Origin of the sequence: Blautia sp. LMAG:89 (genome assembly GCF_008679485.1) — a bacterium.
GTDB classification, from domain to species: Bacteria; Bacillota; Clostridia; order Lachnospirales; family Lachnospiraceae; genus Blautia_A; species Blautia_A fusiformis.
The window spans coordinates 283,857-297,299 of sequence record NZ_NANC01000004.1 but is presented as its reverse complement, the minus strand read 5'-3'; the positions used below and the strand labels follow the sequence as shown (position 1 = coordinate 297,299).

Genomic DNA, 13,443 nt, shown 5'->3' with positions numbered 1-13,443 from the left:
ATAAAGGATCATATCCCCGGAGCATCAGTGAATATTTCTGATGTTTCGGGGATTTTTTCTGCATAAAATCAACATTGGTAATACCGTAATGACATTTTTTCTGAAAGAAAAGGAAAGAGTTGACGGACTGTAAAGAATGTTATATAATATGGACGTAAAATTGTAACAAAATTGTAATGTTTACGATCAGCCGGACTTAAGAAATAGTAAATATCAATGATCTATCTATCAAAGGAAGGTATGTATGCGAAAATTAAGCAGAAAATGGAAACTCTGGGGACTTTTTTTTGTTCTGATGTTCTTTGCAGCTGGAGCAACTGTACATACAACGGCAACAGATGTACAGGCTGCGACCAAAAACGGCTTTAAAACAGAAAAAGGAAAGTCCTATTATTATCAGAATGGCCAGAAGGTAAAAGGCTGGCTTACACTGAACGGGAAGAAATATTTTTTTAATAAATCCACAGGCGTACAGATGAAGGGCTGGGCTAAGGATTCCAAGGGTAAACGATATTTTTATAATGTCAACGGTGTCAAGGGCTATATGGCAACAGGCTGGCTTACAGACAGCAAGAACAATACCCGCTATTTTAAGCCTACCAGCGGATATATGACAACGAAATGGGCCACGATCAGTAATAAGAAATATTATTTCTACAGCGGCAGTGGCGCTGCTGCAAGAAGCGTATTCCTTACAGACAAGCAGAATGTGACCAGATATTTTACCAGCAAATGCTTTATGGCAAAGGGCTGGGCAACGAATAGGAAACAACAGAAGCGTTATTTTGATCCAAACACGGGAGCTATGTATAAGGGCTTCAAGAAGATCGGCAGCAATACCTATTATTTTTACAGCAAGAGCGGCGTGATGGCTACCGGATGGGTCACAAATTCCAAAAAAGGATATAAATATTATTTCGATCCGTCAACCGGTGTCATGGCTACGGGAACGAAGACGATCGATGGCAAGAAGTATACATTTGGCAGCAATGGTGTCCTGGATACCACCCCAAGCACTACTACAGCTACAAGCTCCAGGACCATCAAGAATTTCCTTGCTAATGCACTGCTTCCGGTAGGAAAGACTCTTTACGTATGGGGCGGCGGCCACAACTGGTCGGATGCGACCAGAAAGGGCATCAGTCCAAAATGGAAACAGTGGTATGACAGCAATTCCAGCTCCTATAATTACAGATATTATATGGATCTCAGTGAAGCTACAGAACAGAAGGGCCTTGACTGCTCCGGCTTTGTAGGATGGTCTGTATATCAGATCATGCAGAGCAGATCCGGTGGACCTATGTACACGGATGTTTCCGGAAATCTTGGATCTTTGTATTCCGGCAAGGGAATGGGTACCGTTGTTTCCCAGTCTCAGCTGGCAAGCTCAAACTGGAAGCTTTATCCGGGAGATATCGGATACAACAGCGGACATACTTGGATCGTTCTCGGACAGTGTTCCGATAAGAGTGTTGTGATCCTCCACTGTACACCGAATGCCGGCGTACAGATTTCCGGAACACCGACACCAAGCGGAACTTACGGAAGCCAGGCGATCAAGCTGGCAGAAACTTATATGTCTAGGTATCCTGGAGCCAGCAAATATGACTATCATGAATCCAGTGGTAACTATATCCGAAACGGTGCATACTTCAGATGGAACAGAAGCACTCTTTCCGATCCCAACGGATATCTGAACAAGACAGCCAATCAGATCCTTGCAGATCTGTTCTGATCAGGATGTGCTGAAAGAAATTTGTATGTAACAAATAGCAATAAGAAACGTGAGAGGAGAACCTGAGATAACCCGGGTTCTCCTTTTTTAATGTCAAAATCATTAATAAATGTTACAAAGTTTTAAACTAATTAATAGAAAATCCTTGCAATCCAAATAACACTGTGTTAATATATAAAAAGATTGAAACAAGATATTGCAAAAGTATTACAAAGAAAACCAACGAAGCGGATGGTCAGATCCGCTGTATTAAATTAGAATCAGATTGCGAGGGTGAACAGTCATGAAGAAAAGGATATTATGTCTGACACTGGCGCTCATCATCAGCGGAGCACAGGTAGTCAGCGTAAGCGCAACAAGAGAAGATGAGGCAGCACTTCAGCAGGAGATGGATGCGACCAACGAACAGCTGAATGCGACTTATTCCAGATTGGATGAGCTTTCCTCACAGAAGTCACAGATTGAAGGCGAGATTTCAACTCTTGATGCCAATCTTGTAAACGTGATGGTTTCGATCCAGACACTGGAGGGAGATATCTCCAATAAGGAAGCCGACATTGCATCTACACAGACCAACCTTGAGAAGGCCAAAAATGCCAAGCAGAAACAGTATGAGGCAATGAAGAAACGTATCCAGTATCTCTATGAGAAGGGTGGAGACGATGCATGGTTCCAGATGATGCTGAATGCAGAGAACCTGTCTGACCTTCTTACAAGAGCAGAGTACACACAGAAGACTTATGAGCAGGACCGTAAGAGTCTTGAAAAATATTCCAATACGATCCAGCAGGTGGCAAACCTGGAGGCACAGTACACACAGGAGAAGGCAGAGCTGGAGGGAATGAAGCAGGAATATGAGGCAGAGTCCCAGAACCTGCAGGCACAGCTGGATGAGAAGCGTGCCACATCCGCAGATTATGATAATGAGATCGCCTACGCACAGCAGCAGGCTACAGATTATGCCAACCTTCTTGCAGAGCAGACTGCAGAGCTTCAGAGATTAGAGGCTGAGCGTATTGCAGCAGAGGAAGAGGCAAGACGTCAGGCCGAGGCTGAAGCAGCAGCGAGAGCACAGGCTGAGGCAGAAGAGGAAGCAAGACGCCAGGCAGAGCAGGAAGCACAGCAGGATGAGGCGGACGAGAGCGAAGACGTACAGTACGATGAGGACGGCGACGTGATCGAGAATGCAGATGAGGATACTGCAGAAGATGACACCGAGGATGTGGATGAAGATGCAGACAATGGTGAGAATGATGATGCGTCCGAGGATACTGAGAATACAGAGGATAATGCAGACGCAGATTACGATAACAGCACAGACGCATCTGAAGAAAGTGCAGAGGACACATCTAATGCAGAGGACACATCTAATGCAGAGGACACATCCTCAGCCAGTGACAGTTCTTCTTACAGCAGTGGTTCCGGATCTTCTGTTGTGAATTATGCTACACAGTTTGTGGGGAATCCTTACGTATGGGGCGGAACAAGCCTTACCAATGGTGCAGACTGCTCCGGATTTGTACAGAGTGTCTATGCGAACTTCGGAGTCAGCCTTCCGAGAACCTCCTATGAGCAGCAGAATGCAGGTACAGAAGTATCCTACGCAGATGCACAGCCGGGAGATCTGATCTGCTATGGCGGACACGTGGCTATTTACATGGGTAATGGCCAGATCGTTCATGCATCGAACTCTCAGGACGGGATCAAGATCAGCAATGATGCTACATACAGAACAATTGTATCTGTAAGACGTCTTGTATAATAAGAACGTACAACAGAAAATAAAAATACAGCAGCCCGACAGCAGTTTGTCGGGCTGTTTTTGACGTCGGAAAAAATATTGAAAACCCATGGAACGGAGTGAACAGCAACAAAATATGCTCAAAAATGTATAAATATTGAAAACAGTATTGACATATAATTAACAGGATGTTATTATAATGTCAGTATAATTCCATATTGAACATAGCAAGTGCTGAGGATAGCTGACAGTTATATATTGATTATCAGAAGTCCACAGAAAAGGGAATCAGGTGTGAAACCTGAGCGATCCGGTCACTGTAACGGAGGAGCGAATCTCATAGTCCATTGTACGTATGTATGAGAAGGAGAGAGGAGTCATGATCCCGGAGCCAGGAAACCTGCTTGTTATGGCGAGGTTAAACTTCCGTGTAAAGTGTAACAACCATTTCAGGGACTCCGCACCCCTGGGACGTTGTCTACTTTTTTACGAGAGTAGGCATTTTTTTATGGAATGCGCCTGTTCATATGAATTATACATGATTAAATGGCAGGCGATACTACTCCGGATACATTCGTTCCCTCCGCGCACTCATGAACGGATTATATTTCTACCCCGGGGTGGCATCGCTACCTCTTTTTTATAGGAAAAAGTTATGTGTGGTTATGTCAGGAGAGGAGAAAAGAGCCATGGAGAAACCATACTGGGAAGGCAAAGAATACTCTTACTTCAGCCACAAAAACTGTGAATATTTTCCGTGCCATAAAGGAGCAGATCCGGAGAACTTCAATTGTCTGTTCTGCTATTGTCCTTTATATGCACTGGGAGATAAATGTGGTGGTAATTTCCGCTTTACGGAAAGCGGGATCAAAGACTGCACCGAATGCAAGCTTCCTCACAGAAAAGAAAATTTTGGATATGTTACAGGTAAATATAGCGAGCTTGCGGAAATTGTACGAAAGCAGCGGGAAAAATAAAAAACAGGCCAGTTCAGATACAGGAAAATGTATATTCCTGTGTTTGAACTGGCCTGTTTTGTTTTAGGGGACAATATCTGTTATCTGTCGGAAAAGATACAGAAGATCATTCTCTGGTTTGGAGAAAAACCTTGAGTCTGGGAATCTGGTTGTTGAGGATCAGCTGTTCCGGAAACATGGCCTGATGAACAAACTCAGCAGCACAGGTAAAATCTCCGATATGCTCCGGGCCATGGCTGTCACTGGAAAGAAGCAGCGGCAGATCATATTTGCGGCAGCATCGAAGGATCTCGAAACAGTTTTCTCTTGTGTCGCCACGATAGCCATAAGGTGCAAGAGAAGCTTCGTTGATCTCAAAGATCGTGCCGGTTTCCCTGGCAGCCCTTGCAAGCGCATCATAATTAACCGGGTAATGAGTGTTATCACTATGTCCGAGGATCTTTACACAGGGGTTTTTCATTACATTGATAAAAGCTTCTGTGTTTTCGGCTCTGGTACCGCAACGGTAATTCCAGGCATGCATGCTGGCAATGGCGTAATCAAGTTTGCATAATAATTCTTGATCTAAATCTACCGTTCCGCTGCGGTCAAGGATATTCAGTTCAATTCCGTAGAGTAATTCTACACCGAAATGTTTTTTGGGAGAATAGGTAAGGCTGCGGAAATAGGAGGAAGTTCCGGCTGCCAGAGTGCCGGGACCGTGATCAGTGATCCCGAGAAGCCGGAGACCTTTCTCGGCAGCTGCGCGTGCCATGTTGGTGATGGTACATTCCGTGCCGTGACCACTGGCGATGGAGTGGGTATGCATATCAGAAAGATACATAAAAATACACCTCTTTTACTGTTTGAGAACATGTGACAGAGCGGAATACGAATGTCCGCTTTGCATAAATTTTTTCTGAAAAACAAAGGAATTCCTATATAAATCCAAGTATGGCAGAGCAGAAAAACAAAGTCAATAGAGAAAAACATAAAAATACAAAAAACAAATAAAATCAACAGGGCGCAACCGATAAAAACCACAAAAACAGCTAGAAACACATGTTGGATTTCGTTGACATCGAAGTAGGGGTAAGGTATAATAAAACTACATGAGCACATAGCCGGACAGGAGCGGTTCTGGAAGCGTAGAGGCAGACAGATCACCAGAAACAACCGGTTATGAGAAAGGAGAATCATGGAGAAATTTCATATAGCAGATGTTCCGAAAACAGACAGGATCACACATCTTGTAGATAATCTTTATGCAAAGATGCCGGTGATCGAATCTGCCAGAGCAAAACTGATCACAGAGTCTTACAAAGCAACAGAAGACGAGCCGATCATCACCCGCAGAGCCAAGGCATTTGCCCACATCCTGCACAACATTCCGATCATCATCCGTGATGAGGAGCTGATCGTTGGAAGCAGCACTTTGGCGCCGAGAGGCTGTCAGACGTTTCCGGAGTATTCTTTCCAGTGGCTGGAGGATGAGCTGGATACAGTGGCTACCAGAACAGCCGATCCATTTTATATTGCGGAGGAAACCAAGGCGGAGCTCCGTGAGGTACATAAATACTGGAAAGGCAAGACTACCAGTGAGCTTGCAACCTCCTACATGGCACCGGAAGCGATTCTTGCCATTGACCACAATATTTTTACACCCGGAAACTATTTCTACAATGGTGTAGGACACGTAACCGTTAAATATGAAGAAGTTCTGGCGATCGGTTATGAAGGGATCATTGCCAAAGCTCAGAAGGAACTGGATGAGTGTAATGTAGGAGATGGTGATTACGCAAAGAAATCCCGTTTCCTGGAAGCAGTTATCATGAGCTGTCAGGCAGTTATCGACTATGCACATCGCTATGCCGAGCTCGCAGAGCAGATGGCATATCAGTGTCAGGATCCGACCAGAAAACAGGAACTCCTTCAGATCGCATCCAATTGTACACGCGTACCGGCGAAGGGCGCCCGTAACTTCTATGAGGCGTGCCAGTCCTTCTGGTTTGTACAGCAGCTGATCCAGATGGAAAGCAGCGGACATTCTATTTCTCCGGGACGTTTTGACCAGTATATGTATCCATATTACAAGAGTGATATGGAAGCAGGCAATCTTACCAGAGAATTTGCCCAGGAACTGATGGACTGCATATGGGTAAAATTAAACGACCTGAATAAATGCCGTGATGCTGCATCTGCAGAAGGCTTTGCAGGCTACAGCCTTTTCCAGAACCTGATCGCAGGTGGTCAGAACAAGGATGGCGAGGATGTGACCAATGATCTCTCCTTTATGTGCATCCAGGCGTCTATGCATGTGCATCTTCCGGCACCGTCTCTTTCTGTAAGAGTATGGAACGGATCACCACATGAATTCCTGATCAAGGCTGCAGAGCTTACAAGAACAGGAATCGGACTTCCGGCTTATTACAATGATGAGGTTATCATTCCTGCACTGCAGAACCGCGGCCTTTCTCTTGCAGATGCCAGAGAATATAACATCATCGGCTGTGTAGAACCGCAGAAGGCAGGTAAGACAGAGGGCTGGCATGACGCTGCATTCTTTAACATGTGCCGTCCGCTGGAGATGGTTTTCTCTAATGGTATGGACAAAGGGGTACAGATCAGTGTCCAGACCGGCGATGTCACAGAGATGAAGAGCTTCGATGAGTTCTATGATGCATATAAGAAACAGATGGAATATTTCATTTCCCTGCTTGTAAATGCTGATAATGCCATTGATGTGGCACATGCGGAGAGATGTCCGCTTCCATTCCTTTCCTGTATGGTGGATGACTGCCTGAAACGAGGCAAATCCGTTCAGGAAGGCGGAGCTGTTTATAACTTTACAGGTCCTCAGGGATTTGGTATTGCAAACATGGCAGATTCTCTGTATGCGATCCGCAAGCTTGTATATGAAGAAAAGAAGATGACCATGGAAGAGCTGAAGGAGGCTCTGGCATGGAACTACGGCAAGGGCATCGATGCACAGTCTGCAGCAGATATCACCACCATCGTTATGCAGAAGCTTCAGGAGAATGGCATCCGCGTAAATGAGCAGACCGCAACAGCTGTTATGACAGCAGCTCTCGGAACAGAGCCATCTCCGGAGAAAAAGGCAAGATTCGAAGAGATCCACAAGATGATCGAGGAGGTTCCGAAGTTTGGAAATGATATCCCGGATGTGGACTACTTTGCAAGGGATGTGGCTTATACTTACACAAGACCGCTTCAGAAATATATGAACCCAAGAGGCGGACATTATCAGGCAGGACTTTATCCTGTATCTGCAAATGTTCCGCTTGGCGGACAGACCGGTGCAACACCGGATGGCCGTTACGCACATACTCCGGTAGCAGATGGTGTTTCCCCGTCAGCCGGCAAGGATGTGAAGGGACCGACAGCTGCGGCAACTTCTGTATCCCGTCTGGATCATTTTATCGTATCCAACGGAACACTGTTCAATCAGAAATTTCATCCGTCAGCACTTGCAGGAAGAGAAGGACTGGAGAAATTCGTAGCACTGATCCGCGGATACTTTGATCAGAAGGGTATGCATATGCAGTTTAACGTTGTTGACAGAGAAACACTTCTGGATGCACAGAAGCATCCGGAGAAGTACAAACATCTGGTTGTACGTGTTGCAGGCTACAGCGCATTGTTCACTACACTTTCCAGATCTCTGCAGGACGATATCATCAGACGTACTGAGCAGGGCTTCTAAAGGAGTAACGAATGGACTATTTGGATACAAAGGGCAGGATCTTTGATATTCAGAAATATTCAGTACACGATGGACCGGGTATCCGTACCATCGTGTTCCTGAAGGGCTGCGTTCTTCGCTGCCGCTGGTGCTGTAATCCGGAATCACAGGAATACCGGATCCAGAACATGAAGGTTCTGGGAGAAGATAAAGTGATCGGCCGCGACGTGACAGTTCGTGAGATGATCGAAGAGGTGGAAAAAGACCGTGCCTATTATTATCGTTCCGGAGGCGGGATCACCCTTTCCGGAGGGGAATGTATGTGTCAGGCGGACTTTTCCAGAGATCTTCTTCGCGCTGCAAAGGAGAGAGGGATCAACACAGCGGTAGAAAGTATGGCCTGTGCCCCATGGGAAAAGATCGAACAGGTACTTCCCTATCTGGATGTATATCTGATGGATATCAAGCATATGGATCAGGAAAAACATAAAGAATTCACAGGACGGGCCAACGGACTGATGCTGGAGAATGCAAGAAGGGTTGCGCTCTACGGAAAAACCAGACTGGTGATCCGCGTTCCGGTGATCCCCACATTTAATGATTCTGTGGAAGAGATCCAGGCGATCGCAAGATTTGCAGCATCCCTTCCGGGCGTAAACAAGATCCATCTTCTTCCGTACCACAGACTGGGGCAGGATAAATATGAAGGACTTGGCAGACCCTATTTAATGGAAGGAATCCTTCCGCCTACAGTAGAACATATGCAGATGTTAAAGAATGCAGTGCATGCGGTATGCGGCCTGGACTGCCAGATCGGCGGCTGAGAGATACAGGATTACAGAAAAAAGATCCTTTACAAACAGAAAATATAAAAAACAATAAAAACAACACAAAATACAACAAGAAACCAACATAAAACAACGGATTGTCCTTGACTTATTTTGTGGTATGGGGTAAAATGTTCTCAGAAACAAAATAGTGCAATCCAATGCTCAAGGAGGAAATTAAGCATGGTAAACGAGTTTGAAATCAAAAAACAGCTTTGTGACATCGGTAAGAGAATCTACAACCGTAACATGGTTGCAGCTAACGACGGAAACTTTTCTGTTAAGATAGCTGAGAATGAATATCTTTGCACACCAACTGGTGTATCCAAAGGATTCATGACACCAGAGTTCATCTGTAAAGTAGATGGCAAGGGTAATGTGATCCAGGCTAACCCGGGATTCAAACCATCATCTGAGATCAAGATGCATATGAGAGTATATGAGAAGAGACCGGACGTAGGATCTGTTGTACATGCTCATCCAATCTATGCTACATCTTTCGCAATCGCAGGTATCCCGCTTACACAGCCGATCATGCCTGAGGCAGTTATCGCTCTTGGATGTGTTCCGATCGCTGAGTACGGCACACCTTCCACAATGGAGATTCCGGACAACCTTGAGAAATACCTTCCATACTTCGATGCAGTACTTCTTGAGAACCACGGAGCACTTACATGGAGCACAGATCTTAACGCTGCATATATGAAGATGGAGTCTGTAGAGTTCTATGCACAGCTTCTGTATCAGACCAAGCTCCTTGGCGGACCGAAGGAATTCGACAAAGAGAACATCGAGAAGCTCTATGCGATCCGTCGTAAATTCGGTATGCCTGGAAAACATCCGGCAAGCCTCTGCCTGAACAAAGACGGCAAGAACTGCCACAACTGTGGCGGTGCATGCCACAGCGAGGACTACAAACAGTTCCCAGGATATCAGTATGATTTCGTTGGAAAAGACTGTGATTGTGATAAAGATGCAGCTCCTGCAGCAGATACAGCAAAGAATGACGCAGAGCTTGTTGCTCAGATCACAAAACAGGTTATGGCTCAGCTTGGCCTGAAATAAATTTTTGACGGAATATTAAGGAGGACATCTCATGCCAATAAGTGAGAATATGGTACAGGAAATTGTACAGGAAGTTATGGCAAAAATGCAGATCGCAGATGCTCCGGCCGGAAAACATGGCGTTTTCAAGGATATGAATGATGCTATCGAAGCAGCCAAGAAGGCTCAGCTGGTAGTTAAGACAATGTCTATGGACCAGAGAGAAAAGATCATCACCTGCATCCGCAAGAAGATCAAAGAAAATGCGGAAGTACTGGCACGTATGGGTGTTGAGGAAACTGGTATGGGTAATGTAGGAGATAAGATCCTGAAGCATCACCTGGTAGCAGACAAGACACCTGGAACAGAAGACATTACAACAACTGCATGGTCCGGAGACAGAGGACTGACTCTGATCGAGATGGGACCGTTTGGTGTTATCGGTGCGATCACACCATGCACTAACCCAAGTGAAACAGTTCTCTGCAACACAATGGGTATGTTGGCAGGCGGAAATACAGTAGTATTCAACCCACATCCGGCAGCAGTTAAAACTTCTATTTACGCAATCAATCTTTTAAATGAGGCTTCCCTGGAATCAGGCGGCCCGGATAATATCGCTGTCACAGTTGAGAAACCAACCCTTGAGACAAGCAATATTATGATGAAACATAAAGATATCCATCTGATCGCAGCAACAGGAGGCCCTGGTGTTGTGACAGCAGTTCTTTCCTCTGGTAAGAGAGGAATCGGTGCAGGAGCAGGAAACCCGCCGGCACTGGTTGATGATACTGCTGATATCCGCAAGGCTGCACAGGATATCGTAAACGGATGTACATTCGATAACAACCTTCCATGTATCGCAGAGAAGGAAGTTGTTGCAGTATCTTCCGTAGTTGATGAGTTAATGCACTACATGCTTACAGAGAATGACTGCTACCTTGCTTCCAAGGAAGAGCAGGACAAGCTTGTTGAGACTGTACTTGCAGGCGGCAAGCTGAACCGTAAATGTGTAGGACGTGATGCGAAGACACTTCTTTCCATGATCGGAGTTCAGGCACCGGCAAACACCCGCTGCATTATCTTCGAGGGACCGAAGGAGCATCCGCTTATTACAACAGAGCTTATGATGCCGATCCTCGGAATCGTAAGAGCAAAGGATTTTGATGACGCTGTAGAGCAAGCTGTATGGCTTGAGCATGGCAACCGTCATTCTGCACATATTCATTCCAAGAATATTGATAACATTACAAAATATGCGAAAGCAATCGACACAGCGATCCTTGTAAAGAACGGCCCGTCCTATTCCGCACTTGGATTTGGTGGAGAAGGCTTCTGTACATTCACTATCGCAAGCCGTACCGGTGAGGGACTTACAAGCGCAAGCACATTCACCAAGAGAAGACGCTGCGTAATGACAGACAGTCTTTGCATTCGTTGATCAGGAGGAACAGAAACAATGGATATGAACAATGTAAATATCGAAGAAATCGTTAAACAGGTTCTCTCCGGCATGACAGGAAACGCTCCGGCTGCAACACCAGCAGCAAGCGCTCCGGCTGCTCCGGCAGGAAACACAATTCCGAAAAAAGCAAGAGTAGCAATGATGACAGAGAAGAAACATTTCGAGCTTCAGGAGTATGATCTTCCGGAAGTTGGAGATGACGACATCCTTGTAAAAGTTGAGGGATGCGGTGTCTGCGGAACAGATGCTCATGAGTACAAAAATGATCCATTTGGTCTTATTCCGGTAGTTCTCGGACATGAGGGAACCGGCGAGATCGTAAAAATGGGTAAAAACGTTAAGGTTGATACAGCTGGTAAACCGGTTAAAGTCGGAGATAAGATCGTTACATGTATGATCTTCAAAGATGATCCGGAAATCACAATGTTCGACCTCAACAAGAAAAACGTAGGCGGCGCTGACGTATACGGACTTCTTCCGGACGATGATGTTAAATTCAACGGATGGTTCGCTGATTACATCTTCATCAGAGGCGGAAAATTCGGTTCTACATTCTTTAATGTAAGTGACCTGGATCTTGATTCCCGTATCCTCATCGAGCCATGTGCAGTACTTGTACATGCTGTAGAGAGAGCAAAAACAACAGGAATCCTGAAATTCAACAGCAGAGTTGTTGTTCAGGGTTGCGGACCGATCGGTCTTATCTGCATCGCAGTTCTCCATACAATGGGCGTTCATAATATCTGTGCAGTAGACGGAAACGAGCAGCGTCTTGAATTCGCCAAGAGAATGGGCGCAACTACAACTGTAAACTTTATGAACTTCAAGGGTGTTGAGGCACTTACTGAGGCTGTGAAAGAGGCTCAGGGCGGACATCTTGCAGATTTCGCTTTCCAGTGTACTGGAAATCCTCATGCTCATTCCAATATCTACAAATTCATCCGCAACGGCGGCGGCCTCTGCGAGCTTGGATTCTTCATCAACGGTGGAGATGCAACCATCAACCCGCATTTCGACCTCTGCTCCAAAGAGATCAACCTTGTTGGTTCCTGGGTATACAATCTGAGAGATTATGCAACAACATTTGATTTCCTTAAGAGAGCAAAAGCAATCGGACTTCCAATGTCTGAGCTGATTACTGACAAGTATCCGCTGGAAGAGATCAACGAGGCACTTGAGAAGAACCTGTCAATGACAGGTCTTAAGATCGCGGTTGTTAACAAATAACCTTAACGGGAAAGGAGAAGCAACATGGCAGAAGCTGTAGGAATTCTGGAGGTCTTCGGACTTGCGACAGCCTTTGTGGCAGCTGACGCCGGGTGCAAGGCTGCAAATGTCCACCTGGAGGTATTCGATAAGAATAAACCGGCGAATGCGGACAGCCTGCCAGTACCGCTTCTTGTCTGCATCAAGTACCGCGGAAGCGTGTCAGATGTTACGGCAGCGGTTGAAGCCGGCATGAAGGTCGCAGAGAGCATGACAGGTGTGGTACAGCATTACATAATCCCCAACCCGGAACCAGGTACACAGAAGATGCTGAAGATCAGCGCCCTGGATAAAGATTAAGAGGATTCCGGATGTTCACTTTACAAAAGTGCAGGAATCATATATGATAAAAAAGTAACGAATGTAAGATTCAGGAGGATAGAATCATGGCACAGGAAGCATTAGGAATGGTTGAGACAAGAGGCCTCACAGCTGCCATTGAAGCAGCAGATGCAATGACAAAAGCAGCTGAGGTTGCACTTGTAGGAACAGAGAAGATCGGTTCCGGTCTTGTAACTGTTATGGTTCGTGGAGACGTAGGCGCTGTAAAAGCAGCAGTAGAGAGCGGAAGCGCAGCAGCATCCAGACTTGGAGAGCTTGTAGCTACACACGTGATCCCGAGACCACATACAGATGTTGAGAAAATTCTTCCGAAGCTCTGATTTCAGGCTTTGAGAGGAACAGAAATTAATTAAGGAGTTCGCTC

Annotated in this window: 11 protein-coding genes and 1 riboswitch; of the genes, 10 read left to right on the top strand and 1 reads right to left on the bottom strand. The window is 45.7% G+C overall.

All coding sequences use genetic code 11. The annotated features are described in order from the left end of the window. Positions 1-244: 244 nt before the first annotated feature. The 3 genes from CCC70_RS05420 (at position 245) to CCC70_RS05410 (ending at position 4,453) form a co-directional block, all read left to right on the top strand. Positions 245-1,735 (top strand): N-acetylmuramoyl-L-alanine amidase family protein, encoded by a 1,491-nt coding sequence (locus CCC70_RS05420; protein WP_287084408.1) that lies wholly within the window; start codon positions 245-247, stop codon positions 1,733-1,735. A 283-nt stretch (positions 1,736-2,018) separates the two neighbouring features. Next, on the top strand, positions 2,019-3,497 hold the full coding sequence (locus CCC70_RS05415; RefSeq protein WP_287084407.1) for a C40 family peptidase: 1,479 nt from the start codon (positions 2,019-2,021) through the stop codon (positions 3,495-3,497). A gap of 231 nt (positions 3,498-3,728) precedes the next feature. Continuing rightward, positions 3,729-3,898: riboswitch (cobalamin riboswitch) on the top strand. A gap of 267 nt (positions 3,899-4,165) precedes the next feature. Further along, a complete protein-coding gene (locus tag CCC70_RS05410; RefSeq protein ID WP_287082382.1) occupies positions 4,166-4,453 on the top strand; it encodes a cysteine-rich small domain-containing protein in 288 nt (95 codons plus the stop codon). A 106-nt stretch (positions 4,454-4,559) separates the two neighbouring features. Here CCC70_RS05410 and CCC70_RS05405 read toward each other — a convergent pair whose 3' ends face one another. After that, positions 4,560-5,276: a phosphatase gene (locus tag CCC70_RS05405; RefSeq protein WP_021651550.1), complete on the bottom strand. Its 717-nt coding sequence runs from the start codon at positions 5,274-5,276 to the stop codon at positions 4,560-4,562. Between the two features lie 354 nt (positions 5,277-5,630). Here CCC70_RS05405 and CCC70_RS05400 point away from each other — a divergent pair, with 354 nt between their 5' ends. The 7 genes from CCC70_RS05400 to pduA all read left to right on the top strand — a co-directional run bounded on the left by CCC70_RS05400 (position 5,631) and on the right by pduA (position 13,399). Continuing rightward, positions 5,631-8,156: a glycyl radical protein gene (locus tag CCC70_RS05400; RefSeq protein WP_118608080.1), complete on the top strand. Its 2,526-nt coding sequence runs from the start codon at positions 5,631-5,633 to the stop codon at positions 8,154-8,156. 11 nt (positions 8,157-8,167) lie between these two features. Then, positions 8,168-8,959 (top strand): glycyl-radical enzyme activating protein, encoded by a 792-nt coding sequence (locus tag CCC70_RS05395; protein ID WP_195635141.1) that lies wholly within the window; start codon positions 8,168-8,170, stop codon positions 8,957-8,959. 186 nt (positions 8,960-9,145) lie between these two features. After that, positions 9,146-10,027: a class II aldolase/adducin family protein gene (locus CCC70_RS05390; protein WP_015525956.1), complete on the top strand. Its 882-nt coding sequence runs from the start codon at positions 9,146-9,148 to the stop codon at positions 10,025-10,027. Between the two features lie 31 nt (positions 10,028-10,058). Further along, positions 10,059-11,447 carry an aldehyde dehydrogenase family protein gene (locus tag CCC70_RS05385; RefSeq protein WP_092070142.1) on the top strand — a complete coding sequence of 463 codons (1,389 nt, stop codon included), beginning with the start codon at positions 10,059-10,061 and terminating at the stop codon, positions 11,445-11,447. Between the two features lie 18 nt (positions 11,448-11,465). After that, entirely contained in the window at positions 11,466-12,698 is a 1,233-nt protein-coding gene (locus tag CCC70_RS05380) for a zinc-binding dehydrogenase (protein WP_186582353.1), read from the top strand. 24 nt (positions 12,699-12,722) lie between these two features. Continuing rightward, the gene (locus CCC70_RS05375; RefSeq protein ID WP_015525953.1) at positions 12,723-13,037 is read left to right on the top strand and encodes a BMC domain-containing protein; all 315 of its coding nucleotides are present in this window, start codon (positions 12,723-12,725) and stop codon (positions 13,035-13,037) included. A gap of 86 nt (positions 13,038-13,123) precedes the next feature. Next, positions 13,124-13,399 (top strand): propanediol utilization microcompartment protein PduA, encoded by a 276-nt coding sequence (gene pduA, locus CCC70_RS05370; RefSeq protein ID WP_015525952.1) that lies wholly within the window; start codon positions 13,124-13,126, stop codon positions 13,397-13,399. Positions 13,400-13,443 lie beyond the last annotated feature (44 nt).

Bases quoted from the DNA above. Each gene is read 5' to 3' on its own strand.
- pduA (WP_015525952.1), top strand. From the start codon at position 13,124: ATGGCACAGGAAGCATTAGGAATGGTTGAGACAAGAGGCCTCACAGCT.
- CCC70_RS05410 (WP_287082382.1), top strand. From the start codon at position 4,166: ATGGAGAAACCATACTGGGAAGGCAAAGAATACTCTTACTTCAGCCAC.
- CCC70_RS05375 (WP_015525953.1), top strand. From the start codon at position 12,723: ATGGCAGAAGCTGTAGGAATTCTGGAGGTCTTCGGACTTGCGACAGCC.
- CCC70_RS05420 (WP_287084408.1), top strand. From the start codon at position 245: ATGCGAAAATTAAGCAGAAAATGGAAACTCTGGGGACTTTTTTTTGTT.
- CCC70_RS05400 (WP_118608080.1), top strand. From the start codon at position 5,631: ATGGAGAAATTTCATATAGCAGATGTTCCGAAAACAGACAGGATCACA.
- CCC70_RS05390 (WP_015525956.1), top strand. From the start codon at position 9,146: ATGGTAAACGAGTTTGAAATCAAAAAACAGCTTTGTGACATCGGTAAG.
- CCC70_RS05405 (WP_021651550.1), bottom strand. From the start codon at position 5,276: ATGTATCTTTCTGATATGCATACCCACTCCATCGCCAGTGGTCACGGC.
- CCC70_RS05415 (WP_287084407.1), top strand. From the start codon at position 2,019: ATGAAGAAAAGGATATTATGTCTGACACTGGCGCTCATCATCAGCGGA.
- CCC70_RS05385 (WP_092070142.1), top strand. From the start codon at position 10,059: ATGCCAATAAGTGAGAATATGGTACAGGAAATTGTACAGGAAGTTATG.
- CCC70_RS05395 (WP_195635141.1), top strand. From the start codon at position 8,168: ATGGACTATTTGGATACAAAGGGCAGGATCTTTGATATTCAGAAATAT.
- CCC70_RS05380 (WP_186582353.1), top strand. From the start codon at position 11,466: ATGGATATGAACAATGTAAATATCGAAGAAATCGTTAAACAGGTTCTC.